26 protein-coding genes are annotated in these 26575 nt (G+C 56.4%); 10 read left to right on the top strand and 16 right to left on the bottom strand.

Annotated features, from left to right (window positions below; genetic code table 11):
- Positions 1 to 23: 23 nt before the first annotated feature.
- The 6 genes from HVE01_RS03505 to HVE01_RS03530 all read right to left on the bottom strand — a co-directional run bounded on the left by HVE01_RS03505 (position 24) and on the right by HVE01_RS03530 (position 5951).
- Positions 24 to 2177, bottom strand: a complete 2154-nt coding sequence (locus HVE01_RS03505; protein ID WP_146942392.1) for a TonB-dependent receptor domain-containing protein — start codon at positions 2175 to 2177, stop codon at positions 24 to 26.
- 75 nt (positions 2178 to 2252) lie between these two features.
- Positions 2253 to 2708, bottom strand: a complete 456-nt coding sequence (locus HVE01_RS03510; RefSeq protein ID WP_146942394.1) for a DUF2946 domain-containing protein — start codon at positions 2706 to 2708, stop codon at positions 2253 to 2255.
- A 172-nt stretch (positions 2709 to 2880) separates the two neighbouring features.
- Positions 2881 to 3996 carry a molybdenum ABC transporter ATP-binding protein gene (gene modC, locus HVE01_RS03515; protein WP_125752726.1) on the bottom strand — a complete coding sequence of 372 codons (1116 nt, stop codon included), beginning with the start codon at positions 3994 to 3996 and terminating at the stop codon, positions 2881 to 2883.
- A complete protein-coding gene (gene modB, locus HVE01_RS03520) occupies positions 3986 to 4687 on the bottom strand; it encodes a molybdate ABC transporter permease subunit (RefSeq protein ID WP_146942396.1) in 702 nt (233 codons plus the stop codon). Before modB ends, modC begins: the two co-directional genes overlap by 11 nt.
- Entirely contained in the window at positions 4684 to 5472 is a 789-nt protein-coding gene (gene modA, locus HVE01_RS03525) for a molybdate ABC transporter substrate-binding protein (RefSeq protein ID WP_146942398.1), read from the bottom strand. Before modA ends, modB begins: the two co-directional genes overlap by 4 nt.
- A gap of 92 nt (positions 5473 to 5564) precedes the next feature.
- Positions 5565 to 5951, bottom strand: a complete 387-nt coding sequence (locus tag HVE01_RS03530) for a winged helix-turn-helix domain-containing protein (protein ID WP_146942400.1) — start codon at positions 5949 to 5951, stop codon at positions 5565 to 5567.
- Positions 5952 to 6269: 318 nt separating this feature from the next.
- Between HVE01_RS03530 and HVE01_RS03535 the strand changes: the two genes are divergently transcribed.
- The 4 genes from HVE01_RS03535 to HVE01_RS03550 all read left to right on the top strand — a co-directional run bounded on the left by HVE01_RS03535 (position 6270) and on the right by HVE01_RS03550 (position 9339).
- Positions 6270 to 7154: an urease accessory protein UreD gene (locus HVE01_RS03535; protein ID WP_146942402.1), complete on the top strand. Its 885-nt coding sequence runs from the start codon at positions 6270 to 6272 to the stop codon at positions 7152 to 7154.
- 97 nt (positions 7155 to 7251) lie between these two features.
- Entirely contained in the window at positions 7252 to 7533 is a 282-nt protein-coding gene (locus HVE01_RS03540) for a DUF3649 domain-containing protein (RefSeq protein WP_146942404.1), read from the top strand.
- A 19-nt stretch (positions 7534 to 7552) separates the two neighbouring features.
- Positions 7553 to 9067: a PepSY-associated TM helix domain-containing protein gene (locus tag HVE01_RS03545; protein WP_186808797.1), complete on the top strand. Its 1515-nt coding sequence runs from the start codon at positions 7553 to 7555 to the stop codon at positions 9065 to 9067.
- Entirely contained in the window at positions 9064 to 9339 is a 276-nt protein-coding gene (locus HVE01_RS03550; RefSeq protein WP_125752704.1) for a DUF3325 family protein, read from the top strand. The genes HVE01_RS03545 and HVE01_RS03550 overlap by 4 nt, the downstream gene beginning before the upstream one ends.
- Here HVE01_RS03550 and HVE01_RS03555 read toward each other — a convergent pair whose 3' ends face one another.
- From HVE01_RS03555 to HVE01_RS03575, 5 genes are all read right to left on the bottom strand, one after another.
- Complete coding sequence (locus HVE01_RS03555; protein ID WP_146942408.1) at positions 9340 to 10389, bottom strand: FecCD family ABC transporter permease; 1050 nt, start codon at positions 10387 to 10389, stop codon at positions 9340 to 9342.
- 3 nt (positions 10390 to 10392) lie between these two features.
- Positions 10393 to 11412, bottom strand: coding sequence for a FecCD family ABC transporter permease (locus HVE01_RS03560; protein ID WP_146942521.1), 1020 nt, complete (start codon positions 11410 to 11412; stop codon positions 10393 to 10395).
- Positions 11409 to 12386, bottom strand: a complete 978-nt coding sequence (locus tag HVE01_RS03565; protein WP_146942412.1) for an iron-siderophore ABC transporter substrate-binding protein — start codon at positions 12384 to 12386, stop codon at positions 11409 to 11411. Before HVE01_RS03565 ends, HVE01_RS03560 begins: the two co-directional genes overlap by 4 nt.
- A 7-nt stretch (positions 12387 to 12393) precedes the next feature.
- Positions 12394 to 14538: a TonB-dependent alcaligin siderophore receptor FauA gene (gene fauA, locus HVE01_RS03570; RefSeq protein ID WP_146942414.1), complete on the bottom strand. Its 2145-nt coding sequence runs from the start codon at positions 14536 to 14538 to the stop codon at positions 12394 to 12396.
- Positions 14539 to 14665: 127 nt separating this feature from the next.
- Positions 14666 to 15601 carry a helix-turn-helix domain-containing protein gene (locus HVE01_RS03575; protein WP_186808798.1) on the bottom strand — a complete coding sequence of 312 codons (936 nt, stop codon included), beginning with the start codon at positions 15599 to 15601 and terminating at the stop codon, positions 14666 to 14668.
- Between the two features lie 374 nt (positions 15602 to 15975).
- Between HVE01_RS03575 and HVE01_RS03580 the strand changes: the two genes are divergently transcribed.
- The 6 genes from HVE01_RS03580 (at position 15976) to ureG (ending at position 20463) form a co-directional block, all read left to right on the top strand.
- Complete coding sequence (locus HVE01_RS03580; protein WP_009098441.1) at positions 15976 to 16278, top strand: urease subunit gamma; 303 nt, start codon at positions 15976 to 15978, stop codon at positions 16276 to 16278.
- Between the two features lie 102 nt (positions 16279 to 16380).
- Complete coding sequence (locus tag HVE01_RS03585; protein ID WP_146942418.1) at positions 16381 to 16701, top strand: urease subunit beta; 321 nt, start codon at positions 16381 to 16383, stop codon at positions 16699 to 16701.
- Positions 16698 to 18413: an urease subunit alpha gene (gene ureC / locus HVE01_RS03590; RefSeq protein ID WP_146942420.1), complete on the top strand. Its 1716-nt coding sequence runs from the start codon at positions 16698 to 16700 to the stop codon at positions 18411 to 18413. The genes HVE01_RS03585 and ureC overlap by 4 nt, the downstream gene beginning before the upstream one ends.
- A gap of 148 nt (positions 18414 to 18561) precedes the next feature.
- On the top strand, positions 18562 to 19095 hold the full coding sequence (gene ureE / locus HVE01_RS03595; RefSeq protein ID WP_146942422.1) for an urease accessory protein UreE: 534 nt from the start codon (positions 18562 to 18564) through the stop codon (positions 19093 to 19095).
- Complete coding sequence (locus HVE01_RS03600; protein WP_146942424.1) at positions 19085 to 19792, top strand: urease accessory protein UreF; 708 nt, start codon at positions 19085 to 19087, stop codon at positions 19790 to 19792. Before ureE ends, HVE01_RS03600 begins: the two co-directional genes overlap by 11 nt.
- Before the next feature lie 41 nt (positions 19793 to 19833).
- Entirely contained in the window at positions 19834 to 20463 is a 630-nt protein-coding gene (gene ureG / locus HVE01_RS03605; RefSeq protein ID WP_146942426.1) for an urease accessory protein UreG, read from the top strand.
- A 61-nt stretch (positions 20464 to 20524) separates the two neighbouring features.
- On the opposite strand, the gene HVE01_RS03610 is transcribed toward ureG, so the two are convergent.
- Genes HVE01_RS03610 through HVE01_RS03630 form a run of 5 tightly spaced genes read right to left on the bottom strand, consistent with a single transcriptional unit; the run spans position 20525 to position 26550 of the window.
- Positions 20525 to 20779: a formate dehydrogenase subunit delta gene (locus HVE01_RS03610; protein ID WP_146942428.1), complete on the bottom strand. Its 255-nt coding sequence runs from the start codon at positions 20777 to 20779 to the stop codon at positions 20525 to 20527.
- An 11-nt stretch (positions 20780 to 20790) separates the two neighbouring features.
- The gene (gene fdhD, locus HVE01_RS03615; RefSeq protein ID WP_146942430.1) at positions 20791 to 21618 is read right to left on the bottom strand and encodes a formate dehydrogenase accessory sulfurtransferase FdhD; all 828 of its coding nucleotides are present in this window, start codon (positions 21616 to 21618) and stop codon (positions 20791 to 20793) included.
- Positions 21615 to 24506, bottom strand: coding sequence for a formate dehydrogenase subunit alpha (gene fdhF, locus HVE01_RS03620; protein WP_146942432.1), 2892 nt, complete (start codon positions 24504 to 24506; stop codon positions 21615 to 21617). Before fdhF ends, fdhD begins: the two co-directional genes overlap by 4 nt.
- Positions 24503 to 26059 (bottom strand): formate dehydrogenase beta subunit, encoded by a 1557-nt coding sequence (locus HVE01_RS03625; protein ID WP_146942434.1) that lies wholly within the window; start codon positions 26057 to 26059, stop codon positions 24503 to 24505. Before HVE01_RS03625 ends, fdhF begins: the two co-directional genes overlap by 4 nt.
- Complete coding sequence (locus HVE01_RS03630) at positions 26056 to 26550, bottom strand: formate dehydrogenase subunit gamma (protein WP_146942436.1); 495 nt, start codon at positions 26548 to 26550, stop codon at positions 26056 to 26058. The genes HVE01_RS03625 and HVE01_RS03630 overlap by 4 nt, the downstream gene beginning before the upstream one ends.
- Positions 26551 to 26575: the final 25 nt, after the last annotated feature.

Here is a 26575-nt window from a genome sequence, read left to right on the forward strand (position 1 = left end):
GCTCTACTGAGCACCTGAGTGAATCAGAAGCTGAAGTCGGCCCGTGCCCACACCATCCGGCCAGGCTCGTTAATACCGCGATCCAGATCAGCGGGGTAGCCAAAAGCGGCGTTACCCGCTAGGTTCAGGTGCTCGGTGTAAGTGGTGTCGAAAACGTTATCCACACCCACACTCAAGGTTAGGTGGTTGCTTGCGTGATACGCGCCATTAAGCGAGAACACCCCGAAACCTGAGGATGATTCCAGGTCTTGGCCGACGACATTGCCTTTTTCGAGCGCAGTGCGGTTTTGTGCCGCGACGCCACGCCATAGGCCGCCCACGGAGTAAGCGTCGCGTGCATAGGTCAAGCCAACATTAGCTTCCAGCGGTGGGATTTGAGGTAAGGCTTCATTGTCGTCGGCATTACGTCCCCAGGCATAGGCCAGGGATGCATTGCCCACCCAGTTGTCGGTTATTTGATAGCTGGCGCCCACTTCGGCACCTGCAATCTGGGCATCAATGTTATCGATTTGAGTAGTGCCCATGCCCGCTGTGTTGTAATCAAACAGAATAAAATCGTTTACATATCCTGCATATCCGGACACCCACGCGCTCAAGCGCTGGTCGTTGTACTGAGCACCGATATCCAACTGGGTGGTTTTTTCGGCTTGAACGCCATCGAAGGCATTCAAGCTGCCGGCCGGGCCTGCTTTGTTGGAGCTTAGCTCCCAATAGTCAGGAAAGCGTTCCACATGCCCAACACCGGCATACCAAGTGATTGGTGCTGAGGCTAAATCTTGCTCGTAGCGGACAAAGGCACTGGGCAGAGTGTCACGGCGGGTAAGGCCTGCGGTAGCCGTATCCAGGCTCTCGTCACTGACGCGATAGCGGTCTACCCGGGCACCACCAATCAGGCGGTCACGTTCACCTATATACCGGGTGACCTCGCTGAAGGCGCCGAACTGGGTCTGCTCGTAATCGGGTTGCCAGCGCTCTCCATCCAGGTTGCGGTGTACCTGATGTTCAACGTCGACGCCAGCGATCCAGGTGGTGTTTTCCCACTCCCAGGTGGACGCAGCGCGCGCACTTCGAGTACGGCGATCAACCCGCATGGCCATGCCGTTACTCATATCCATGCCGCCGCCCATGTCCATGCCATCGTCCATGTCCATGCCGCCGCCCATGTCCATGCCGCCGCCCATATCCATACCGCCACCCATGCTCATGCTGCCCGGTGAACGAAGGGTAAAGTTATCCATAATATGGTCGGCGTAGGCATAGTTGGCCTGCATTTCAAGACGTTTCCAGTGCTCGCCTAAATTCTCGCGCTGAAAACGTATGCCCACGGTTTCGCGCAGAAACTTACTGCCATCCATGCCCCGTCCGGCATAGCGCGCTTCGCCGTCTCCTCGGCCAGCGGTGACTTCAAGCCAAGTGTCGTCGTCGGGTGTCCAGCCTATGGCCACGTCGCCGTTCCATTTATCCCACTGAGAGGGCACAGCGTTGCCGTCGCCATCTTTATAGTCGTTGGCCTCTGATTGGTTGCCAGTAATGCGCAGATAGCCTGTTTGATTACCCACTGCGGCATCAATGCGGCGATCAAAGCGACCATAGGTGCCCAGCATGACGCTGCCATCTACACGTGCGCCCGGTTCATGGAACTCTTCTGGGCCGCGGTCAAAGCGCACCGTTGCCGCTGAGGCACCTGGCCCCCATAGCACCGACTGTGGCCCTTTGGTGACGGTGAGGCTGTCGTAATTTTCAGGTGAAATATAAGACGTCGGCGCATCCATGCGCGCCGGGCAGGCGCCTAGCATTTGGCTGCCATTGGTCAGCACCCGTAGACGCGAGCCAAACATGCCACGGAAAACCGGGTCACCGTTGGTGCCGCCGTTACGAATGGCAGAGAACCCCGGAATGGTCTGAAGGTAGTCGGCACCGTCGCTGGCAGGGGCCGGTTGGCGCGGTATGCGTGGGTCAGTTTCCACCGTAAGTGGCGAGCTTAGCGGTACAGCGGTGACGACCATGGTGTTGAGCGCATGATGATGGTCGTGGTGAGCGGCAGGCGACTGTGCCCATGTGCTTTGAACAGCCACGCTCGATGCCGCGGCGATGCTTAATGTTAGTGCGTGTCGTTGAAAACGGTTTTTTAAACGGGCAGGCGTAACGACGCCATGCCCAGTAGCTAGATGCGACATGATGATCCCTTTTTTTGATGTAGACAGCCACTCGCCTGAAGCGAGCTTCAGGCTGAAAGGGCTGACGATGTGGCGTTATACACGTCGCAAAAAGGGCGGAGCTCGCGTTAGCGCGTGGGGGTAGTTATCACAGGAGCGCATCGCCTGTGTCGGTTGCGTCAGCAGTTGCCCATGCGTGATAAACGCTTGCTGGCTGATCGCGGGAAGAACGGTTGGTGTCGTTGGAAACTGTTGCCAGACGGTGCAGTAGCCACATTGGTGAAACCAGTTGAATATCGGCTCTACCGCTTCAGCATGGCCTGAAGAGTGGTGATGTTGACTTGCTTGCGGGGCCGCGTGCTGATGATGGTTTCCGTTCTGATGACTTGATGAATGGCTAGAGGAGTGGTCAGTGCCGTGGTTAGCGTGATGTTGCCCACCTGCTTGATACTGCGAAATTAGCGGCCCGCCCAGTAGGAAATGCATCGCCACAAACGCCATATAAAGCGCTATGCGATACCAAAGAGTCCCTACTGAACGTGATAAGTGCATTTACTCGATACGCTATTTGGGCCGTGTTATGTTGTTTCATATAGAGTGCTTGGCAATTTTAGCTGAAATTTCCTTATGAAAATGTGAGGGCGGTGCGGTCAATTGACACGTAGGGGCTATTGGCGTCGGATAAAACGAGTGCTAAATCAATTCATAGCTCCGACGTTGTGTATTAGTAATGCAAGATCGATACACTGCGCACTAGCGCTGTCACCTGCTTACCTACAGCGAGTTTCATTTCATCTGAGGACTTGCGAGTTAAGCGTGATCTAAGGTGAATAGAACCAAGGCTCAACAGCAGCTCCACCGAGTGTGGGCTGGTGGGCAACGTTTCCATTTTTTTAATAGTAGCCGCGAGTTGATTACGGTAGCTGGTGTCCTTTGTCGGTGAGAGTGCCAAGGCAATATCCCGTGCAAAGATACGTACGCGCAAACGGCTGCCGATAGGCGCTGATATACCCGGTATTATTAATTGGTGACACTTATCAAGCGCAAGATGGGTTAGCTGGTATACATCGTCATGTTCGACAACTCGACCTTCGATAATCGAGGCGGCATCGAACCCTCCCAGCTCCTCGGTTAAATCAAAGCGCTGCAAAAGATCATGCAATGGATCGCTAGCGATAACGCGCCCAGCTTTCATCAGTACGAGATGATCAGCAATTGCAGAGATCTCTTCGGGGTCGTGGCTGACGTAAATCACCGGGATTTGAACTTGGCGAGTCAGTCGCGCAATGAAGCGCAACAGCTCTTGCTTACGTGGCCCATCCAATCCGGAGAGTGGTTCATCCATTAGCAGTAGCTGAGGATCGCTCAGTAGTGCCCTGCCTATGGCGACTCGGCGAGCTTCGCCGCCCGAAAGCGTGCCTGGTATCCGCTCAAGTAAATGCCCGATGCCAAGCAATTCGACAATCTCATCGAAGCGGTGAGTTGCTCGTTTAGGCATGCCGTAGGTGAGGTTGCCTCGCACTCGGTAATGAGGAAAAAGACGCGCCTCCTGGAACACAACGCCAATGCGCCGTTGATGGGCGGGTACATTCTGGCGCTGTTGGGTGTCTAGTAGCACCTGGTCGCCGAGCTGCAGTTTGCCTACGTCGGGTTTGTCCAAGCCTGCAATAATGCGCAGTAGGCTGGTTTTGCCGCTTCCTGATCTGCCAAAAATACCGGTCACACCGCTAGCGGGCAGCGTGAGCGATGCTTGCAGCTGGAAGTTACCAAGACGCTGTTCAACAGAGAGCGATAGCGATGAATGGGAAGAGGCGTCGGGGGACGTTGGGTTAGTAGGCATCACGTTCCTGTAAACGCTGTTGGGTGCGGCGCGCTAGCCATTCAGAGGCAATTAACGAGAGCAGGGCAATAATGATGGCGAGAAAACATAGCCGTGCCGCAGCGGCTTCCTGACCGGGTGTCTGAATTAGCGTATAGAGTGCTAGGGGTAAGGTGCGCGTTTCACCAGGGATATTAGAGGCGAAAGTGATAGTGGCACCGAACTCGGAAAGCGCGCGAGCAAAAGCCAGCACGGTACCTGTTAGCAGGCCGGGGATCGCCAGCGGCAATGTGATGGTAGTGAATACCCGCCAGCGACTAGCGCCTAGCGTGCTGGCAGCCGCTTCGAGTTTGGGGTCAACAGCCTCAAGGGATAAACGCAGAGCCCTCACCAGTAACGGAAACGCCATTACGCCGCTAGCAACGGCTGCCCCTTGCCAAGTAAATGGCAATGATACGCCTAAGTTGCTGTAAAGCCATTGACCAAACATCCCTTGCCTGCCCAAGCCAATTAACAGTAGATATCCCACAACCACGGGCGGCAGAACCAGTGGCAAGTGTATCAAACCATTGACCAATGCTTTCCCGCGAAAATGATAGCGGGCTAGCCACCAAGCGACGGCAATGCCTGGGGGCAATATCCATGCAACCGCCGCTAAGCCGATCAGTAAGCTTAGGCGAATAGCCTCCCACTCCGCTGGAGAAAGCGTCACGGTGCACTGATGCTTGTGTCAAAGCCGTGCTCGGCAAAGATAGCGAGGGCTTCTTCACTGGCTAGCCACTCTCGTAGCGCCACGGCAGCAGCGTTTTGCTCGGCATCAATCAGGGCGATGGGGTACGTAATGGGGTCGTGGCTGGCGGCTGGGAATAACCCAAGTACCCTGACGGCCTTGCTGGCAAAAGCATCCGTTTGATACACCACACCGATGGGTGTTTCTTCACGCTCTACCAGCGCTAATGCAGCGCGCACATCACTGCCACGGGCTAGGCGCGGCGCTAGAGCTTCCCATTCGCCCAGTGTCTCCAGTGCTTGCTGGGTATAGATACCGGCCGGTACATGGTCTGGGTCTCCCACGGACAGTCGGTCGCGCTCGCCTAATAGCGTTTCAATAGCGATGCCTTCCCCCGGGGTGAACTGCATTGGCACGCTATCGCTGGCACTAACAAGCGCCAATCGATTTTGCAGTAAATCCCTACGTTGCTGCACATTGATATGCTGATCTTCAAGCCAATCCATCCACGTCACATTTGCGGAAAGAAATAGCTGCGCGGGACTGCCGCTGGCGATTTGTCGAGCAAGGGTAGACGACGAAGCATAAATCGCGGTCACATCAACGTCATTATGTGTTTCATAAACCGCAATGGCATCGTTTAGCGCATCGGTCAGCGACGCAGCGGCTGCAACGTGCACATTGTCGCTCGCGAGCGCTGATGCCGTCGGAAGGCTAAATAGAATAACGCTGGCAAGCAGGCGATTGTTCACACCGAAGTTAAGCATCGTTTTATTCCGCTATTTCCACATGGATATAGCGGAGATTAGCGAATACTTAGCGCGTGTTCAATGACAAATAACGCGTGGCTGGATGGCGATCAATCATTGTCGCGCTCGGCATCATCAAAAGGTGACAGAAGCGCTAGCAGTGCTTTGGCATCGTCAGGCGTTGCCATCACAAATTGCTTTTCCAGTGCTCGATAGTGGGTAAGTACTTGTTTTCCAATCTCTGTTAGGTGTGCTCCACCTCGTGCATTTCCACCGGAACTTGTGACTACCAGCGGTGATAAAAAGTAGCCGTTCATAGTTTCGAGCAGTTGCCAGGCTTTTTTATAACTCATGTTCAGCGCGCGGCCCGCCGCAGAAATTGAGCCGGTTTGATCAATCATTTCCAACAGGTCAGCCTTACCAGGGCCAATTACCACGTCGTGGTTTAACGCTAAGCGCAACTGGAAGGTAGGGGAAGGGTGATGGGTGCGTGTCATTATTGAACTCTGCTGATGACTATGTGCGTATCAGTTTAGCAACGATACAGTCCCCAGCGCTTACCATTTAGTGGTTGGCGAAGAAGCGGTCCCAGCCAAGGTTAACAAGGCTTTGGCCTTCTTCTAACAGCGTTGAAGGTTGCTCCAACGTGGTGCGCTTATCCATTTTGACGCTCTTTTTTGGTGCTCAAGACCGTTATTGGCTAACAATCTCAAGGCTTAAGTTATTGTGTCGACAAAGAAACGTGGTTTTTCACCATTTTGGCGCACTCCTTGCATTTCAAGTTGAAATATTGACCAACTGGAAGCGATAGCGCCATGACTCTGTGTGAACTTGCGACACCTGCCGTTAGCTCAGGCCATCGCTTTGATGGCGAACGCCACTGGGCGGCATCGCTGGCGCTACGTTTTGCTAACCGTGAGGGCACAACCCGATTGGTGCAGGCTCGTCACCAAGGGCCGCTACGAGTACAGCGGCCGTTTTACCCAGAAGGCAGCACGGAAGCTTGCCATGTGTACGTGCTGCATCCACCCGGTGGTTTAGTCAGTGGCGATGCCCTGACGATTCGCGCCCACATCGAGCGTGATGCCCATGCGCTGCTCACCACGCCTGCGGCTAACAAGCTTTATAAAGCTGACAGTCAGGGCGTTGCCTGGAACCAACAGACTGAGCTTAACGTGGAAGATGGCGGCATCCTTGAGTGGCTTCCTCAAGAAACGATCGCCTTTGATGGCTCCAAAGGCGCTCAGCGAACGCATATTGCGTTGCATGGCAGTGCCCGTTGCCTGGGCTGGGAAATCATGGCGCTGGGTCGCCCCGCCAGTGAACTTCCCTATGTAACAGGCCGTATTGAGCAGCACTTTCGTTTAACCCTAGATGGCAAGCCGCTGTGGCTTGAACGCCAACCGTTGGATCCTGCACATCCGCGTTTTAACGGGCGCTGGGGGCAGGGGGGCGCCACGGTGCAAGCCACGCTATGGGCGGTGGGCTTAGAAAATGCCGGTGTGGCGATTGATGAGCTACGCGAAGCGCTGCCGGATAACCCGCGCTGGGCGGTTACCCTTCGCCAGGGCGTGCTGTTATTACGTTATCTCGGAAACTCACGCAATGAAGCCTGGGCGCTGTGTGAGCAGGCGTGGCATGTACTGCGCCCGCACTGGATCGCGCGTGTCGCCCACACACCGCGCATTTGGTTAACCTAAACGTTGTGCAGCAGGTGCTAAATAAGTTATTTGCACTAATGCAAATGAAAACCTTTTGCATTAAAGTGGTGGTCTGTGACCTGCACCGAGATGCACCATGCTGCTCAACGTCTTATCCTCTTCCTATTGGCTGCTGATCTTACGCATCCTGGCCGCGACGCTTGGCGGCTATATCGTTGCTGCACTGTTCTCGGTGGCAGCGCTTGGCTTACCGCTAGATACAATGATGTCTCTGCGTATCGGCATGATGGGAAGCTTCATTATTTGGGCGGGCGTGGCGATCTGGTCGTTTATCACGCCGAGTTTGATACGTCTTTGGGGGGCTATCGGTCTAGCCATTGGCGGCCTTCTAGTGGTGGCTAACTATGGCGTCCACTAAGCGCAGCGTGAGGCGTAATATGGCTCAGCTGCACACATGGTGCGGCTTGTTGGCTGCTTGGCTGCTATTCGCCGTTTTTCTGACGGGCACTCTGAGTTACTTCAAAGAGAGTATCTCGTTGTGGATGCAGCCCGAACTTCCGAGTGCCGCCGCGAATGCTGAGTGGGACAATCGACGCCTGGCGGATTACTGGCAGCACTATCTTACTGAACATGCTTCCTCAGCGAGAAGCTGGCAGATCACCTTCCCTAATGAGCGCGAGGCTGTTTCGACAGCTGTCTGGTTTGGGCAGGATGGGAGAGAGCGATCAATACTTGACCCAACCACTCTGACGTTGGTTACCCCGCGAGAAACGCGTGGGGGGGATTTTTTCTATCGATTCCATTTCCAATTACATCATCTGCCCGCCATCTATGGCCGCTGGATCGTTGGTATCGCCACCATGATGATGTTCGTGGCAATCATTAGCGGCGTGATAACCCATAAAAAAATCCTGCGCGACTTTTTTGCTTTCCGGCCCCAAAAGGGCGCGCGCAGTTGGCTTGATGCGCACAATGCATTTTCGGTGTTAGCGCTACCTTTTCAGTTAATGATTACCTACACCGGCTTGATAACACTCATGTCGCTCTATATGCCTTGGGGAGTAGAGCGCGCGTTTCCCGATGCTGACGCGCGTCGCCAAGCGACCAGTGAGCTGCATGCCTTTCCACTCTCCGGCCCGGCTACGGGGCAGCCTGCAGCGTTATATGCCCTTAGCGAAATGGTCGGTGATGCTGAAGCGCATTGGCAGAAGCCGGTGCAGTCCTTAAGGATTAGCCACCCGGGGGATGCAGGTGCGCGTGCCGTGGTTTGGCAAAGTACCCACGAGGCATTATCCGCGCACCGCCCACAACGTATCTATGCGGCCAGTTCGGGCGCATTGTTAGCAGAGACTCAGCCGCAACGCATTGATGAACAAGCACATGGCATTATGGTGGGGTTACATGCCGGCCGTTTTGCCGACTGGGGCATGCGCTGGATCTATTTTGCGTTAGGGGCTGCTGGGTGTGGCATGGTGGCAACTGGGCTACTGCTGTGGACGTCAAAGCGTAAGCATAAGAAGGGCGGCGTAGTGGGGATGTGGTGTGTCGAGCGGCTTAATATAGCCACGTTGGCTGGCATGCCGATTGCCGTATTGGCCTTTTTCGCCAGCAATCGACTTTTACCGGTGGCGCTTAGTGGGCGCGCCCAATGGGAAATCCATTTTTTCTTTGCCGCCTGGCTACTGGCGCTGCTACACGCTGCCTTAAGACGCTCGGCCTCGCAGGCGTGGCGGGAGCAGTTAATTCTGATCGTTATCTTGTTGCTGTGCCTGCCAATACTTAATCTCTTGGTGCCTTCCTATCGTGTTCTAGGTGAGCTGACCGCAGGTAATTGGCAGCGTGTCAGCGTTGACCTGATCTGCTTGGTCAGCGCGCTGATCATCGTCTGGCAGATGAGGCGAGCCGCTAAAAAAACGCTTCCGCGTGTGCCACCTATTCAGGTGGCGTCATGATGCTGATCACGCTGCTAGCACTCGGTACGCTGGGCTTTGCCTTAATTGCGCTGTCGGATAGCCGCCACCGACGCCGTTGTGGCCTTAAGCCTGCTCAACAAAAACCTTGGCTCTGGGCGGGCGGCGCGATACTCGGTTGGCCGCTTTGGTTGGCGATGGAAACCTGGAGCACTGGGCTGGCAATAACGCTATGGTTGGGCTGTCTAAGTATCTCGGCGGGAGTGGTATTTCTTGGTTTGGCGATGTTTGAGCGCTTTCTCCAGCAGCGGTAGTTATCCCCGCCGCTGGCGATTTAATAAATAAACCAAATAGACGCCGCCCAGCCCGGCTGTTAAAACCCCGACGGGTAACGCCCCAGACGGTAATGAGTACTGAGCCGCTAAGTCTGCCGCTAACAGGAGCAGGGCTCCAACTACGCCCGCTGCTAAGGGGAGAGGTCCCGGTTTTCGCCACAGGCGTAACGCCAACTGGGGGGCGGCAAGTGACACAAACGCAATCGGCCCTACCGTCGCGACCGCGCCACCTGCTAGAAAAGCCCCCATTAAGGCACTTAATAAGCGTGAGGCTGCCAGATTAACGCCGAGGCTTTTGGCGACGGGGTCGCCAAGCGCCATCAGACGCAGCCGGGGAGCTATCAGCACAACACCGGGCAGTAACAGCAAACACAGGCCAAGCATTGGCCAAAGATCGTGCCACTGGCGTCCTGCTACGCTACCGCTAAGCCAAATCATCGCGTCTCGCGCTTGCTCTTGACCCAGCCAGGTCAAATTTAGCTGCACACCTGCTAGAGCCAAGGCATTGATAGCGATGCCAGCAATAATCATTGAAGAGGGGTGGCGAAAACCACGCCCAGAGCCGCTATAGACCGCCAGTGTGCCGATGATCGCACCTAGTGCGGCTCCTGTCGTGGTAGACATAATGCCCACCAACCAGCTGCTTGCCAGCAGTGCTCCCAGGCTAGCGCTGGCAGTAAGGCCGATAATATCGGGACTGCCTAACGGGTTGCGGGTGATGCCTTGAAACAGAGCGCCCGATACACCCAGCGCAAAGCCAGCACACAGCGCGACGAATGCCCGTGGTAAGCGCAGCGTAAACGCCTGCCACTGTTCAAACGGTGTCGCATTACCTTGGATAAGGTGCCCAAGCGCTTCCTTGCTAAGCCCTTGGCTTCCTAGCATGAGAGAACCCAGTAATAGTCCTAAAGCGACGATACTGGCCAACACGTAGGGGGCTAAAGCACGGGGTGGCAAAAGACAGGGCGGCAAACGCCAGGGGAGTAAAAGACGGGAGGCTGGCAGTAACGTATTAAAGCGTTTCATCATAACTCACACACCGCGCTGGTTAATGCGCACAGCGACTAACAGAAATGGCGCGCCTAGCAGCGCTGTCAGGATCCCTGTCATGATTTCAGCAGGGCTTAGCAAAAGGCGGGCGAGCAGGTCTGCCACGATCATCATAAGGGGGCCCATCACTAGGGCGATGGCAAGTTGCCAATAAACGTAATGACCGGCAATTTTTTTGGCCAATAAAGGCACGGCTAAGCCCACAAAGGCGATAGGGCCCACCGTGGCGGTTGAAATCGCCGCTAGCAGCGCGCTACCGCTAAGCACCGCCAGCCTCAAACAACCCGCATTCAGCCCCAGCGCTTTGGTCACGCCGTCACCCATTTGCAGGACGTGCAAAAAGCGCGGGAGGATAAACGACAGCCCTAGTCCGACCGTTATCCAGCCCAATAGTCGCTGAGCCTCATCTAACGTATGCCCATTGATGGACCCAACGATCCAGAAGCGATAGTTAGCAAATAAGGCGGGGTGGGTAAGGGTAACGGCTTGTACGTAGGCAAAGAGAACGGCGTTAAGCGCCGCCCCTAACAGCAGCAGATGTGCTGGGTCATGCTGGCGGTAAGCGCTCTGAACGCCGACTAAAACAGCCACGCAAAGCGCGCCAGGTAGCGCTAACCAAAAAGCGCCTGCAGGCAGCGAGCCAAGCACCAAGCCAGCGGTTACCAGAGATGCGGCTGCGCCTGCATTGATGCCCAGCAGCCCAGGCTCGGCTAGCGGGTTGCGAGTTAAATTTTGTAGCAGTGTACCGGCGACAGCAAGTGCCGCGCCGGTGGCGATAGCGAGCAGTGTGCGTGACAGGCGAGCTTCCACTAAGTCGTTGGCGTAGCTAGTGTCTAGCGCTTGAAGTGCCCGCCATACTTGATAAGGGGAGAGGTGTTCTGCTCCGACTGAGAGATTGATCCAGCCAAACAGCAGTACCGCCCCCATTAGCCCAACCAGCCAGCGTGTTCGTTGCCGTAAAGAGGGAAATAGGCCGTTCTCCATACCCGCTTCAGCATTCATCGCTGTTCTGCTGCCTCGGCAAGGCGTGGCAAGAGCCGCTCGATCATCCATTGAGTCGCTAGTGGCGAACCAGCAGAGCTAGCCACGATTAATGGCTGATCGGTCAGCGCCAGATAGCGGCCATCTGAAATGGCTGGCAATGAGGCAAACAGCGGTAGCTCAGCGACTCTATCGCGCTGCTCTGCGCTGTGATACCAAGAGACCACTAAATCGACATCTTCGAGCATGGGCAGATGTTCAAACCCTAGGTAGTGCGCAAAGTGATTACCGCTTGGAGAAAGGCCTTCAACCGTTGGTGACAAGTGAAGTCCAAGGCCTGTCAGTGTGCCAACGCGAGGGTCGTCTGCTAAATACACAGAGACGTTTCCGGAGGCTGGGTCGGGCCGCACATAGGCAAAAGTGGTGTCCGCAAGACTTGGATAAGACTCGCCTGCAGTCCTCAGCGATGTGTCGAGATGACGTATTAAGGCAGCGCCTTGTTCCGGCACGCCAAGCGCTTGTGCAATACGTTCAATCTGCTCATCAACAGAGGTGAGGTAAGGACGCTCAGGGTAAGCGACAATGGGCACCAGTGGCGACAGCAGATCATAAATAGCGTCTGGAACACCACTGGAAGGTGCCAGAATGACATCCGGCTCCAGCGCGAGCAGTGCTTCAACATCCAGTTCGGGGTATTGGGTAATCGTGGTGGGGAGCGGCATTGCCTGTGCTTCTAGAGCGTCTCGTACCCATGGCCAATAGCCATCTTCATCGCCGCCCCACTCCGCACGGCTGACCCCGACCGGCACCACGCCAAGTGAAATGGCAATATCATCAGCACCAACGCCAAGGGTAACGACGCGCTGAGGTGGCTCTTCAATGGTGGCTGTTCCCAGTGGGCTTGGGATGACAACGGGAAACCGATCGGTATCAGCCACTGCCCCCGTCATGGGGGCAGCCGCAATTAACAGGGTGATTAATGAGCGTAACAGCATCAGCTTCTCACCAATCCCAGTTGATCGACATAACGGCACTACGAGATTCGCCAAGCCAGTACTGGCTGTAGAAACCAATTTGCTCGTAGTAGTCCTTGTCAAACACGTTGTTGATGTTCAACTGCGCGCTCAATTGATCGTTGAAGCGGTAGCGTGCCATCAGATCAGCAACGGCGTAAGCGTCTTGCCCAACCTTAACTTGGCCATTGGGACTAGATGTGTTCCGCCAAATATCGCTTTGCCAACGAGCCCCGCCGCCCAGTGTTAAGCCACTCCATGCACCCGGTAGTTGGTAAGTGGTAAACAGTTTGACCTGTTGGCGTGGATGGGTTGTGTTAGTCCGCTCGCCGTCGGAGCTTTCTGCATTGGCTAGTGTGTAGCTGGCGCTTAAATTCCAGCCTGAGGCCACTTCGCCAATCAATTCGACTTCAACGCCATTGACCTGATTACCATCAACGCTGCGGTGGGCGGACGTACCCGGCTGGCCGATCACATCAACACCCGGAATGGCTTCTGCCACACCGTTTTGCTCCGTTCTAAACAGTGCAATGCTGCTATCCAAGTGGCCGTTCAGAAGGGTTGCCTTAGCCCCCAGTTCATAGCTGCGGCCCTGAATAGGATCAAGCAGAGAGCCATCCTCACGGCGGGCATTCTGAGACTGGAAAATCTCGGTATAACTCGCGTAAACAGAGGCGTAGTCATTAATATCGTAGATAATGCCTGCATAAGGCGTTATTTCGTTGCTATATCGGTACTGCCGCTCAGATCCATAATAAGTCTGATCCAATTCCCAGTCGCTCAGGCGTGCACCGAGAATAAGATTAAGCGGATCACTCAACGAAAAGCGCGACACCATAAAGCCGCCGCTTTGCGTTACCTGCATATTATCTGAGCTGTTGAACTGCCCCCATTGGGGTTTAGCCACCACGCTGTCTCGCCAATTAAAGTAACTGCCCACGGAAGGCGGTGTACCAACTGGCGTGGCCAGCTTTATCTCGAAGTCATCTTCGTTATGCATCCAGCCAAAGCCCAGCTCGTGCTGGCGGCCAAATAAGCTGAAATCACCTTCGGCCGTCACGTTCACGGTTTGTTGAGTGCGGTTGCCGCGGTAATTTAAGAAAGAGCTGGACATACCAAGGCCAGTTTCCCTGTCTGGGAAGCCGCCGCGATAAAGGTACTCTAGGCCATAGTTACCATCGTTATGACTAACGGCGGCGCGTAACGTCCAGCCGTTATCCAGTTGGTGGCTAAGATCAGCGAACACGCGAGTGGTCTCGTTGTAAAACGTTGACCAGTCGGTGTTGTTAGAGGCGCTGCGGTCAAACTCCGTTCGGCTGCCGTCAGCATAAAAAGCCGGGACACTGGCCCCCGCGCCGAGCGTCTCGTTGTGCTGATATTCAACCCCTACGGTTAATTGAGTCGCGGGGGTAAGCTCGCTACTGATAACACCGTAAAGCGTCTCATGGTCATCTTCGAGATGAGAGATAAAACTATCGTTCTGGTCTTTGGCGACGACAAAGCGGGCCCCTGTCGTGCCATCGCTGCTTAATGGGACAGACACATCCGCGGTGACGCGGCGCCGATCCCAACGGCCGAGGCCTGCGGAAACAGAGGCAGCCGCTTCGGACAACGGGCGTTTGCGAATAAAGTTAACGCTTGCCGAAGGTTCGCCAGCGCCGGTCAATAAACCGGTTGCCCCGCGCACCACTTCAACACGGTCATAAATCGCCGCATCCCAGTCGATATCGCCAAAATTCCAAAAACCGCTGAGCGGAATGCTTAGCCCGTCAAACTGCACGCTACGGATTGAGAAACCACGTGCGGCATAGCTAATCCGGTTACTGTCAGCTCGGCTTGGCGAAACGCCGGGCACTTGAGCTAAAACATCACCGCCTGACTGTGCCGCACGGTCGTCGATCTGCTGGCGAGTAATAACACTTGTGGATTGGGGCGTCTCGCGCGGTGTTAATGACAGCCCGACCGCACTGCGGCTGGCGGGAACTGTATAGCGTTGAGTGCCTTCACTGCTGGTGCTGAGGCGCTCACCGGTCACTAACACATCATCCAGTGTTTCGTCAGGAGCTTCAGCAAAGGCAAGCAAAGGGTAGGCAAGAATAAGCGCAGTGCATGTTGATCGATATAAAAATGGCATGGAGCGGTTTTCCAAAGTGGATGTTGCCAATAGTTAATGTTTTATAATGAGAATTATTCCACTTATGCCGGGCGAGCGGTTATGCCCGCCGCGCAATTGATTATGCGCAAACGTCAGCCGCATCGTTTCAGGAGCGCTCAAGGGAACTTTCTGTCAAAGCACCCGGTGAAATGCCGTAGTTTTTCTTGAATGCAGTAATAAAGTTGCTGGCATGACGGTAGCCACTTAAATGTGCCGCTTGTTGAACGCTGTGGCCGCTCAGCAGCAGCTCGCGGGCTAACGCAAGCCGGCGTTTTCGCAAATAGTCGATAGGCGCTAGGCCGTAAGCCATCTTGAAATGCCGCATTAACGTACTTGGGCTCATAGCCGCGCGATCCGCTAAGAGTTGCAGCGTGTGGTCAAACGACGGCTCTTCATCCAGCCAGCGGCGTACTAGCGCCAAGCGCTGTCGATACAGTGCGCCACTTTCAGTCGTATAGGGGGAACGGCAGTCCAGCCCCTGGGCGATGATTTGCAGTGCCAGCCCTTGAAAGCGCATACGCTGCGACTCAGCGCTACTGGAAGCACAGCACGCTTCATCAATGGTGAGCTGTAATCCAGGACTGAGTTGCCAGACATGGGGGGCAGTCGATGAGATGTAAGAACCGTACCAAGCCTGCATAGCTGGTGCGTCGAGCGATAGGCATAGCGTGCGAAGCCGTTGATTAGCAGGATGAAAAGCGCTGAGCGTTAAACCTGTATCTAGTCTTAGCCAGCAAGCTTCCCCGGCCGTTATCCAGCGCTTTTGGCCATCAATATCGAAATGTGCGCAGCCCTCTAACATCACCACAATCAGCAGGTCGGTATTGCCCTTAGAGAATGATTGATAGGGGCGCAGTACGTCCAAGTCGGAAATAAAAAGCTCCACACCAGCGGCTAGGCTAACTTCTTCTACACGCCCTTGGGCGATTGATGTTTTCGGCGTACAGGCAGTGTTGGAAGCAATGGGAAAGCGGTAATCGATACTGTATCGGCGTCCGTAGCCCAAAAAATGATCAACTGTATAGCGGGTGCTGATGGTCACGTGGTGTGTCTCAACCTGGTGTAGAAATAGAGGCTCAAAAAAAGCCTTATTTAAATGACGCATATAAATAGTAATAGGTTTTATTACTATTTGATAGTTAATGCTAAGTAGGGCGTTTTAATTGCACTTCTTTGGTGCGAGGAAGGGTCTGGCTGATTAGCATGGTGCATTTTTGGTGCGAATAAGAGAAAGTCGATATTTTTCAAGCTATTGAATAATAATAACTATTTTTTATATTCACCATTTTGGTACGGCGGTTGCGCTGCATTGCTTCAAATAGGCGTGCTCGGTTTCGATAGTCGGGGAGCGTTGCTCTAAATCCTGCACTGACGTTGCTGTTGAGCGCTGCCACTGATTGAGCCAATGGAGCCCCCATGGAATTGACCCCGCGAGACAAAGATAAGCTGCTGCTGTTTTCTGCCGCCCAGCTTGCCGAGCGTCGCAAAGCACGTGGCCTAAAGCTTAACTACCCCGAAGCCGTCGCGCTGATCAGCTTTGAAATTATCGAGGGTGCCCGTGACGGCCGAAGTGTCGCCGACTTAATGAGCTACGGCCGTGAAATCCTTAGCCGTGATGACGTCATGGAGGGTGTGGCGGAAATGGTTGATGAGGTTCAAGTAGAGGCTACCTTTCCAGACGGCACCAAGCTCGTGACCGTGCATACCCCCATTGTTTGAAGGGTAAGTGGTGAATAGTGATGTGTGAGAAGTGATTGTTACTCCTCTCACCTTACGACTCACCTCTCACCCCTCTCAGCACCGCGACGCAGGAGCAAGCAGATGATTCCCGGTGAGTATCAGTTAAAAGACGGTGATATTGAGCTATGCGTGGGCCGCGAGCGGATTAGCGTCGACGTGGCTAATACCGGCGACCGCCCTATTCAGATCGGCTCTCACTACCACTTCGCTGAAGCCAACCCCGCGCTGGTATTTGATCGCAGCAAATCCCGTGGTTTTCGCTTAGACGTGGCAGCGGGTACCGCAATTCGCTTTGAGCCTGGCCAGACCCGCAAGGTCACGCTAATTCCCTTCGTTGGTAAGCGCGAAATTTACGGCTTCCGCGGCGATGTGATGGGTGCGCTCGATGGAGATAAACAATGAAACCGGTTAACACAATCAGCCGGCAAGCCTACGCCGATATGTATGGACCCACGGTAGGCGATCGTGTGCGCCTGGGCGATACCGAGCTGTGGATTGAGGTAGAGCAAGACGCTACCCATTATGGCGATGAGGTGAAGTTTGGTGGCGGTAAAGTCATTCGCGACGGTATGGGGCAAAGCCAGCGTAACGACGCTACGGTGATGGATACGGTGATTACCAATGCGCTGATTTTAGACTGGTGGGGCATTGTTAAAGCCGATGTCGGCCTGCAAAGCGGGCGTATTGCCGCGATTGGCAAGGCAGGCAACCCCGACACTCAGCCCGATGTAGATATAGTGATTGGCCCCGGCACTGAAATTATCTCAGGCGAAGGCAAGATTCTCACCGCTGGAGGGATTGACGCTCATATCCACTTTATTTGCCCCCAACAGGTAGAAGAAGCGCTGATGAGTGGGGTGACTACCATGCTTGGCGGTGGCACCGGTCCGGCGACTGGCTCCAACGCCACCACTTGCACTCCCGGTGCTTGGCATATTGGCAAAATGCTGCAAGCCGTGGACGATCTGCCGATGAACATTGGCCTGCTCGGCAAGGGTAATGCCAGTCTGCCGGAAGCGTTGGCAGCGCAGCTGGAAGCCGGTGCTATGGGGCTCAAACTCCACGAAGACTGGGGCACCACGCCTGCTTCCATTGATACCTGCCTCAGCGTGGCAGAGAAGTACGATGTGCAGATTGCGATCCACACCGACACACTCAACGAATCCGGTTTTGTGGAAGACACCCTGGCGGCGTTTAAAGAGCGCGGTATTCATACCTATCACACCGAAGGGGCTGGCGGCGGTCACGCGCCGGATATCCTGACCGCCTGCTCAAAACAGTACGTACTGCCGTCTTCCACTAACCCGACGCGGCCTTATACGGTTAACACCATCGATGAACACCTGGATATGCTGATGGTCTGCCACCACTTGGACCCCAACATTCCCGAAGACGTGGCCTTTGCCGACTCACGTATTCGCCGTGAAACCATTGCTGCTGAAGATATTCTCCACGACCTGGGCGTGATCTCGATGATTGCCTCGGATTCCCAAGCCATGGGGCGAGTGGGCGAAGTGGTCTGCCGTACCTGGCAAACGGCTCATAAAATGAAGGTGCAGCGCGGCTTATTGCCCGAAGATGAAGCCCAGGGTGCTGATAACCTGCGCGCCAAGCGTTATATCGCTAAATACACTATTAACCCCGCGATCACCCATGGCATTGCCCATGAAGTAGGTTCTATTGAGGTTGGTAAGCTGGCTGATTTAGTGCTCTGGAAGCCGGCATTTTTCGGCGTAAAACCCTCGCTGATTTTAAAGGGCGGCATGATTGCGGCAGCGCCCATGGGCGACCCCAATGCCTCTATCCCCACGCCCCAGCCGGTGCATTATCGGCATATGTTCGGGGCCTTTGGCCGCGCCGCCAGCCAAACACGGCTCAACTTCGTGAGCCAAGCGGCGATTGATGCGGGCATTAAAGAGCGACTGGGCCTGCAGAGCTCGCTCTCCGCCTGTAAAAACGTACGCGGCGTGCGTAAAAAAGATATGAAGCTCAACGACGCCTGCCCAGAGCTCACCGTTGACCCGCAAACTTATGAAGTGCGCTGCGATGGCGAGCTACTTACCTGCGAGCCCGCCACCGAGCTGCCGTTAGCCCAGCGTTATCACTTGTTTTGATTGAGTTGTTATCCAGGGCGCCGCGGGTAGGCCTACGAGAGGGCGCTGTAAATACGTCCCTGTACGCTACTTTTGCCATCCATGGCAAAAGACCCTCTCTACAGCCTACCCCCGGCTCAGTCTTCATGGATCGAGAAAGGATGAGAGCATGTTGAAATTAATTGAGCGCCTCGGGCCCGTTGACGAAAGCGCCGCCAGCGACACGTTAACGCTGCCCTTCGAACTGCGCATTCGTGGCCGTTTGAAAGCCGAGAGCGATAGCGGTCGCGAGCTGGGCCTGTTTCTGGATCGCGGCCCGGTGCTGCGCGATGGTGAGGGCTTGAAGGCCGAGAGTGGCGAGGTTGTCCGCGTGTGTGCCGCTATCGAACCGGTCGTCACCGCGCGGGTGAGCACTGGCTTACCGCTGGCGAAGCTTGCCTACCATTTAGGCAACCGCCATGTGCAGCTGGCGCTGGGTGAAGATGAACAGGGCGGCTGGGTGCGTTTCCCACCCGACCACGTGCTCGAAGAGCTGGCCGAGCTTTTGGGCGCGACGCTTGAGCACCACAATGCCACCTTCGATCCAGAACCCGGCGCGTACAACCAAGTGGGCGGTGGGCATTCGCATAGCCACGGGCATACTCATTCCCATGGGCACGACCACGACCATTCACACAGCCATGAGCACCACCATGCCCACTGAGCGTGTCGCGCTAGACAGCCATGACTTAGCCCTGCTAGGGCTAATGCAGCTGGTCAGCCCCGCGCTACCCATCGGCGCCTTTGCGTTTTCCCAAGGGCTGGAAAGTGCCTTTGAGCTGGGCTGGGTAAGTGATGAACAAAGCCTTTCTGAGTGGCTTTCCGGCGTCCTGGAAGATGGTCTAACTCGCTGTGAACTACCGCTGATTGCGCGCTTTTACACCGCCCTTGAGCAGCAGGACAGCAATGCAATTGCTCAGTGGGACGAGTGGTTGGCGGCCACCCGTGAAACCGCTGAATTAGCCGCCGAGGATAGCCGTTTGGGCGCTTCACTCAAGCGCCTGCTGGGTAGCCTGGAGTTATTGCCAAAAGGCGCTGGAAATCCGCCTTTACTTCCGTCTCAAGCGGGCTATGTCACGCTATTTAGTTACGCCGCCTACAGGCGGGGCGTGCCCCCGCGTCAAGCGCTATTAGGGTTTGGCTGGGCGTGGCTTGAAAACCAGCTGGCGGTAGCCTGCAAAGCACTGCCCTTGGGCCATACCGCCGCCCAGCGGGTGATTGAACAGCTGCGCGGGGAGCTGGTGGCAGCCGTCGACCAAGCACTGTTGCTAGAAGATGATGATCTTGGCCCGATACTGCCCGGCGTGGCGCTGGCAAGCGCTCTGCACGAAACACAATATTCACGCTTGTTTAGAAGTTAAACGCTTAGCTATTTGAAACGCTTATTAATTCGGAGATAACCATGACGCACTGTTTACGTGTAGGTGTGGGCGGCCCGGTGGGGTCCGGTAAAACGGCACTGCTTAAGCAGCTTTGTTCGGCGCTACGGGATTACTACGATATCGCCGTCGTGACTAACGACATTTACACTCGCGAAGATGCGGACTTTTTGCTTAAACACGATGCGCTGCCTGCCGACCGTATTCTAGGTGTGGAAACTGGCGGCTGTCCGCATACCGCCATCCGCGAAGATGCTTCGATGAACCTGGCGGCCATCGATGAGCTACATGCCCGCCACCCAAGATTAGAGCTGGTGCTGGTGGAGTCTGGTGGCGACAACCTCTCTGCGACGTTTAGCCCCGAGCTTTCGGATCTCACGCTTTACGTGATTGACGTCTCCGCAGGCGATAAGATCCCCCGTAAAGGTGGGCCAGGTATTACCAAGTCAGACCTGCTGATTATCAACAAGATCGATATTGCCGAGCAGGTACACGCCTCGCTTGAGGTGATGGAGCGGGATTCGAAGAAAATGCGCGGTGAGCGCCCCTTTGTGTTTACCAATCTCTACGATGGCGTTGGCCTTGAAGAGATCATCCGCTTTATTCTCGATAAAGGCATGCTGGATGAGCGTCGGCCCCAGGCAGCAGTATAGTCGGTAGCAAGTAACGGTAATAAAAAGCGCTCGCAGCAGTGGCTTGCCAAGCGGCAAGCCACTATGTTGAGCGGGCTTGTCGCTCAGCCAACAGTCGCTCAGCCAACAACAACGCAGCGCGCCGAGCCAACGGTGACAGTTCATCATCCTCCCGCTCCAACGAGGCCACCAGACGTTGTTTCATTGGCCTTGCCCAGAAGGTTTCTAGGTGTCGACAAATGGCTGCTGCAGCCGTTTCCTCGTCGTGGCCGCCGCGCAAGTTCACGGCGATTTGATTAATCATGTGAATCAGATTCTTATCGTTATGCGTCGACATTGAGTGTCTCCTTAGCCGTGGGCAATCGCCGTTGTAATGGGGCGATGGTAGATCAAGTGGCGGCCAGACCGGGCAAAGCCCGCCAGAAGTAGGCCTGACGCTTGGGCCTGCTCCACGGCCAGCGCAGTGGCCGCCGAAACCGCCACCAGTGCGCCGATGCCCGCGCTAGCGCACTTGTGCACCATCTCGTAGCTGGCGCGGCTGGTGACTAGCGCAAACCCTTCTTCTAGAGGGGCAGCCTCGCGGGCGAGCGCGCCGATCAGTTTGTCCAACGCGTTGTGGCGGCCAACATCTTCGCGTAGTCGTTGGATGCGACCCTGGGGATCGCACCAGGCGGCACCGTGGCTAGCGCCAGTGGCTGCCTGCAGCGGTTGATGAGAGACCAATTCCTGCAGCGAGCGCTGAATGGCGGCATCGCTAAGCGACGGTGCCACGACGGAAGGAATCGGACGAATAGCCTGTTCCAGGGCCTCGGTGCCGCACAGGCCGCAGCCGGTACGCCCTGTCAGGCTGCGCCGCCGCTGTTTGAGCTCAGCCATCCGTTGGCTGGCAATAGTAAGATGAACGGTGTGGCCCTGAGGCGCTTCACGGATTTCGAGGTCGTAGCACTCGGTGATATTGGCCAGGATACCTTCGGAAAGGCTGAAGCCAAGAGCAAAATCCTCAAGGTCGACGGGGCTTGCCATCATCACCGCATGGGAGATGCCGTTGTAGACCAGTGCTACTGGCCTTTCTAAGGCCAGTAGATCCTCCTGGGTATCGGTGTACCAGCCGTTAGCACCACGACGCACCTCCACCGGCTGGCGTACTACCGCACCGCGTGGGTGACGGGTACTCATGGTGCCTCCTGATGCGCTTTGGCCAGGTGGTCTCGCTGGATCAGGTCGAAAGTGTTAAAGCGCTGCTGCCAAGCGGAGGGTTGGCTGACTTTTTCCACCTGCACCGCCGTGACTTTATATTCAGGACAGTTGGTGGCCCAGTCTGAGTTATCCGTCGTGATAACGTTAGCGCCGCTGCCGGGGTGATGGAAGGTGGTGTAGACCACCCCCGGCTGCATGCGTTCGCTGAGTCGTGCGCGTAGCACCGTCTGGCCCGAGCGGCTGGTAATACCCAGCCAGTCACCGTCGCGTACGCCGCGAAGCTCGGCATCAGAGGGATGCAGCTCCAACACATCCTCGTCGTGCCAGCGTTGGTTGTCGGTACGCCGGGTCTGGGCGCCTACGTTGTACTGACTGAGAATCCGCCCAGTGGTGAGCAGCAGCGGGAAGCGGCGGTTAGCGCGCTCTTCAGTGGCCACGTACTCGGTAATCGCAAAGCGTCCCAGGCCAATGGGGAAGTCAACTTCGTGCATGGTCGGCATGCCCAACGGGTACTCGGCGTTGCAGGGCCACTGCAGGCTGCCGTGCTCCTCTAGCTTGGCGTAGCTGACGCCCGCAAAGCTTGGCGTTAACTGGGCGATCTCGTCCATGATCTCGGACGGATGGGTGTAGTGCATCGGGTAGCCCAGCGCATTGGCCAGATCCTGGGTGACCTCCCAATCTTCCTTGCCAGCCAGCGCAGGCATTACTTTGCGTACCCGGTTGATGCGCCGTTCGGCGTTGGTGAAGGTGCCGTTTTTCTCGAGGAAACTTGAGCCGGGCAGCAGCACGTGGGCGAACTTGGCCGTTTCGTTGAGGAAAATATCTTGCACAATCAGGCAGTCCAACGACGTGAGCGCCGCCTCGACGTGCTGAGTGTTGGGGTCGGATTGGGCGATATCTTCGCCTTGCACGTAAAGCGCTTTAAAGGTGCCTTCGATGGCGGCATCGAACATATTAGGAATGCGTAGCCCCGGCTCGTCGTCGAGCTTTACGCCCCACACGGACTCAAAGCGGCCGCGGGCGATGGGGTCGGCCACGTGCTGGTAGCCCGGCAGCTCGTGGGGGAAGGAACCCATGTCACATGAACCCTGCACATTGTTCTGGCCGCGCAACGGGTTCACGCCCACGCCCTCGCGGCCAATGTTACCGGTGGCCATGGCCAGGTTGGCAATGCCCATCACCATGGTGGAGCCTTGGCTGTGCTCGGTCACCCCCAAACCGTAGTAGATTGCGCCATTAGCTGCTTTAGCATAGGTGCGCGCCGCTTGACGTACGGCTTCGGCGGGCACGCCGGTGATTTCTGCGCTGGCCTCGGGGGAGTGGCGAGGCTCACTGATGAAGGCGCGCCAGCGGTGATAGGCCTCGGTATCGCAGCGCTTCTCTACGAAGGCTTTATCTTCAAGACCTTCGGTCACTACCACGTGGCCCAGCGCGTTGATCAGCGCCACATTGGTACCTGGACGCAGCGGCAGATGTTGGGCCGAACTCATGTGCGGAGTCTTTAAAAGGTCGATATGACGTGGGTCAGCGACGATTAGCTTCGCGCCTTGACGCAAGCGCTTGCGCATCAGCGAACCAAACACCGGGTGAGCGTCGGTGGGGTTAGCGCCAATGACGATAATTGCATCGGCCTTCATGACTGAGTCAAATGTTTGGGTGCCGGCGGACTCGCCCAGCGTGGTTTTCAAGCCATAACCAGTGGGCGAGTGGCAGACCCGCGCACAGGTATCGGTATTGTTGTTGCCGAAGGCCGCGCGGATCAGCTTCTGCACCAAGTAGGTCTCTTCGTTGGTACAGCGCGATGAGGTGATGCCGCCAATGCTCTCGCGGCCATGTTCAGCCTGAATTGCTTTCAAACGGCTGGCGGCAAAGCCGATGGCTTCTTCCCAGCTGACTTCACGCCAGGGTTGGTCGATGCTGTCGCGAACCATCGGTGAGGTCAGGCGGTCCGGATGGGTGGCGTAGCCAAAGGCGAAGCGACCCTTGACACAAGAGTGGCCATGGTTAGCGTCACCGCCTTTATAGGGCACCATGCGCACCAGCTGGTCACCTTTCATTTGCGCTTCAAACGAGCAACCCACACCACAATAAGCACAAGTAGTCACGACGCTGTGCTCGGGAACACCGTGGTCGATGACGCTCTTTTCCATCAGCGTGGCTGTTGGGCATGCCTGAACGCAGGCACCGCAGGAAACACAGTCTGAATCCATGAACGAGTCGGCCTGCCCTGCTGACACCTTGGATTCAAATCCACGGCCATCGATGGTCAGGGCAAAGGTGCCCTGTACCTCTTCGCAGGCGCGCACACAGCGTGAGCAGACGATGCATTTGCTAGGATCGAAACTGAAGTAGGGATTGGTTTCGTCCTTGGCGGCTTCAAGATGATTCTCACCCTCGAAGCCGTAGCGCACTTCGCGCAGCCCCACGCTACCGGCCATATCCTGAAGTTCGCAGTCGCCGTTGGCGGGGCAGGTCAGGCAGTCCAGCGGGTGGTCTGAGATGTATAACTCCATCACATTACGCCGCAGCTTGGCCAGACGTTCGTTTTGGGTGGTCACCTTCATACCTTCAGCCACCGGTGTGGTGCAGGCCGCGGGCATGCCTCGTCGTCCCTCGACTTGTACCGCGCACAGCCGGCAGGAGCCGAAAGGCTCCAGGCTGTCGGTAGCGCAGAGCTTGGGGATATTAATATCCGCCAACGCGGCGGCGCGGAGTACTGAGGTGCCCTCCGGCACGCTGATGGTCACGCCGTCGATATTGAGGCTCACCAAAGCAGCGTCAGCAGCCGAGGCTGGGAAAGGCGTACCGAGGTCTTTGTTGTACTCGACGCTGCTAGAGTGCTGACGGGGGTCGAAATGGTTGATCATGAGTTATCTCCGTTCGCCGTCCGCTGAAAATCATCAGGAAAATGCGCTAGGGCGCTTTGCACTGGAAAGGGAGTCATACCACCCATGGCGCAGAGCGAGCCATCCACCATCGTTTCGCAGAGGTCATGGAGCAGGGCGAGGTTGGCCTCGCGGTTTTGGTTGGCGCGGATACGATCAATTACCTCCACGCCACGGGTTGAGCCAATACGACAAGGGGTACATTTGCCGCAGGACTCAACCTTGCAGAATTCCATTGAGAAGCGCGCCTGTTCAGCCATATCGACGCTTTCGTCAAACATCACTACGCCGCCGTGGCCCAGTACGGCGCTCTCAGCAGCAAAGGCTTCGTAGTCCAGCGGTAAGTCCCACTGAGATTCCGGCAGGTAGGCACCTAGCGGGCCACCCACTTGCACGGCGCGTAATGGTTTGCCGCTTAGCGTGCCACCACCGAACGTCTCCATCAGGGTGCGCAGGGTGGTGCCAAACGCCAGCTCTACCAGCCCGCCGTGCTTCACGTTGCCCGCCAGTTGCAGTGCCAGCGTGCCTCGTGAGCGGCCCATGCCATGGGTGGCGTAGGCCTCGGCACCTTCGGCAAGAATGAAAGGTACGGCAGCCAGCGAGAGTACGTTGTTGACCACGGTGGGACGGCCAAATAGTCCTTCAATGGCGGGCAGTGGTGGCTTGAAGCGCACCAGGCCGCGCTTGCCTTCTAGGCTTTCGAGTAGGGAGGTCTCTTCACCGCAGATATACGCGCCAGCGCCCAGGCGCACTTCCAAGTGAAAGTCGCGACCGCTGCCCCGTAGGTTATCACCCAGATAGCCGGCTTGTTCGGCGCGGGCAATCGCCTCGTCAAGCACCTCCTTAGCAAGCGGATACTCAGAACGCAGGTAGATATAGCCCTGGGTCGCTTGCACCGCGAGCCCGGCAATCGCCATGCCCTCGATCAGCATGTAAGGGTCGCATTCCATTACCAGCCGGTCGGCGAAGGTACCGGAATCGCCCTCGTCGGCATTGCAGACGATATATTTCTGATCGGCAGGGGTGTCGAGTACGGTCTGCCACTTGATACCGGTCGGGAAGGCGGCCCCGCCGCGCCCGCGCAGGCCGGAGGCTTTGACTTCCTCGACGATGTCCTGGGGCTCGCGCTGCAGCGCTGCCTCCAGGCCGCAGAAGCCGCTGTGGGCGCGATAATCCTCAATCGACAGCGGGTCAGTAATGCCGATACGCGCGAAGGTCAGCCGCTGTTGACGGGCGAGGTAGTCGATCTCCTCCGTGGGCCCCAACGCCAGGGGGTGGCTGACGTTACCCTCTAACAGGCCGCTGTCGAGCAGCGCCGAGACGTCGTTGACGGTGACGGGACCATAGGCGAACCGCCCAATAGGCGTCTCAACTTCCACCAGTGGCTCAAGCCAAGCAAGCCCGCGGGAGCCGTTACGCACCAGGGAAATTGACTGGCTTCGGGCGGCTAGCTCTTTTTCCAATCGGTTGGCGACGGCATCAGCGCCTAGGGACAGTGCGGTGGTATCGCGAGGAACGAATATGCGGATGCTCATGCGATTATCTCCAGCGGCCGGGTTTGCAGCTCATCCAACAGTGCATCAAAGGCCTCTGGGGTTACCCGCCCGCGCACGCTGTCGTCCACACGGATGGACGGGCCGCAGGCGCAGTTGCCCAGGCAGTACACCGCTTCAAGGGTGATCTCACGGTCGCCGGTCGTCTGATGGTAATCGACCCCTAGGCGTGTCTTAGCATGAGCTTCGAGCTGGCGTGCGCCTACCGCTTGGCAGGCCTCTGCACGGCAAATCTGAACCACGTGGCGGCCTGGCGGCGTGGTGCGAAAATGGTGATAGAAGCTGATGACACCGTGTACTTCGGCGCGGGTTTGATTGAGCGCTTCAGCGATGATGGGGACTGCTGCCTCGGGGATAAAACCGAAACGATCTTGGAGGGCATGGAGGATCGGCAGTAGGGCGCCGGGCTTGTGCTTCAGGGCGTCGACTTCGGCCTGAATAGCCTGTGGCGCCCACTCCTGGGAATGGTTCATGGTGCCTGCCTCGCGACTGCTTATT

The sequence above is a fragment of the Vreelandella venusta genome, from assembly GCF_007989605.1.
In the GTDB taxonomy this organism is placed as follows: domain Bacteria; phylum Pseudomonadota; class Gammaproteobacteria; order Pseudomonadales; family Halomonadaceae; genus Vreelandella; species Vreelandella venusta.

Coding starts and splice junctions, on each gene's coding strand:
- HVE01_RS03505 (WP_146942392.1), bottom strand. CDS start 2,177: ATGTCGCATCTAGCTACTGGGCATGGCGTCGTTACGCCTGCCCGTTTA.
- HVE01_RS03510 (WP_146942394.1), bottom strand. CDS start 2,708: ATGCACTTATCACGTTCAGTAGGGACTCTTTGGTATCGCATAGCGCTT.
- modC (WP_125752726.1), bottom strand. CDS start 3,996: ATGCCTACTAACCCAACGTCCCCCGACGCCTCTTCCCATTCATCGCTA.
- modA (WP_146942398.1), bottom strand. CDS start 5,472: ATGCTTAACTTCGGTGTGAACAATCGCCTGCTTGCCAGCGTTATTCTA.
- HVE01_RS03530 (WP_146942400.1), bottom strand. CDS start 5,951: ATGACACGCACCCATCACCCTTCCCCTACCTTCCAGTTGCGCTTAGCG.
- HVE01_RS03535 (WP_146942402.1), top strand. CDS start 6,270: ATGACTCTGTGTGAACTTGCGACACCTGCCGTTAGCTCAGGCCATCGC.
- HVE01_RS03540 (WP_146942404.1), top strand. CDS start 7,252: ATGCTGCTCAACGTCTTATCCTCTTCCTATTGGCTGCTGATCTTACGC.
- HVE01_RS03545 (WP_186808797.1), top strand. CDS start 7,553: ATGGCTCAGCTGCACACATGGTGCGGCTTGTTGGCTGCTTGGCTGCTA.
- HVE01_RS03550 (WP_125752704.1), top strand. CDS start 9,064: ATGATGCTGATCACGCTGCTAGCACTCGGTACGCTGGGCTTTGCCTTA.
- HVE01_RS03555 (WP_146942408.1), bottom strand. CDS start 10,389: ATGATGAAACGCTTTAATACGTTACTGCCAGCCTCCCGTCTTTTACTC.
- HVE01_RS03560 (WP_146942521.1), bottom strand. CDS start 11,412: ATGAATGCTGAAGCGGGTATGGAGAACGGCCTATTTCCCTCTTTACGG.
- HVE01_RS03565 (WP_146942412.1), bottom strand. CDS start 12,386: ATGCTGTTACGCTCATTAATCACCCTGTTAATTGCGGCTGCCCCCATG.
- fauA (WP_146942414.1), bottom strand. CDS start 14,538: ATGCCATTTTTATATCGATCAACATGCACTGCGCTTATTCTTGCCTAC.
- HVE01_RS03580 (WP_009098441.1), top strand. CDS start 15,976: ATGGAATTGACCCCGCGAGACAAAGATAAGCTGCTGCTGTTTTCTGCC.
- HVE01_RS03585 (WP_146942418.1), top strand. CDS start 16,381: ATGATTCCCGGTGAGTATCAGTTAAAAGACGGTGATATTGAGCTATGC.
- ureC (WP_146942420.1), top strand. CDS start 16,698: ATGAAACCGGTTAACACAATCAGCCGGCAAGCCTACGCCGATATGTAT.
- ureE (WP_146942422.1), top strand. CDS start 18,562: ATGTTGAAATTAATTGAGCGCCTCGGGCCCGTTGACGAAAGCGCCGCC.
- HVE01_RS03600 (WP_146942424.1), top strand. CDS start 19,085: ATGCCCACTGAGCGTGTCGCGCTAGACAGCCATGACTTAGCCCTGCTA.
- ureG (WP_146942426.1), top strand. CDS start 19,834: ATGACGCACTGTTTACGTGTAGGTGTGGGCGGCCCGGTGGGGTCCGGT.
- HVE01_RS03610 (WP_146942428.1), bottom strand. CDS start 20,779: ATGTCGACGCATAACGATAAGAATCTGATTCACATGATTAATCAAATC.
- fdhD (WP_146942430.1), bottom strand. CDS start 21,618: ATGAGTACCCGTCACCCACGCGGTGCGGTAGTACGCCAGCCGGTGGAG.
- fdhF (WP_146942432.1), bottom strand. CDS start 24,506: ATGATCAACCATTTCGACCCCCGTCAGCACTCTAGCAGCGTCGAGTAC.
- HVE01_RS03625 (WP_146942434.1), bottom strand. CDS start 26,059: ATGAGCATCCGCATATTCGTTCCTCGCGATACCACCGCACTGTCCCTA.
- HVE01_RS03630 (WP_146942436.1), bottom strand. CDS start 26,550: ATGAACCATTCCCAGGAGTGGGCGCCACAGGCTATTCAGGCCGAAGTC.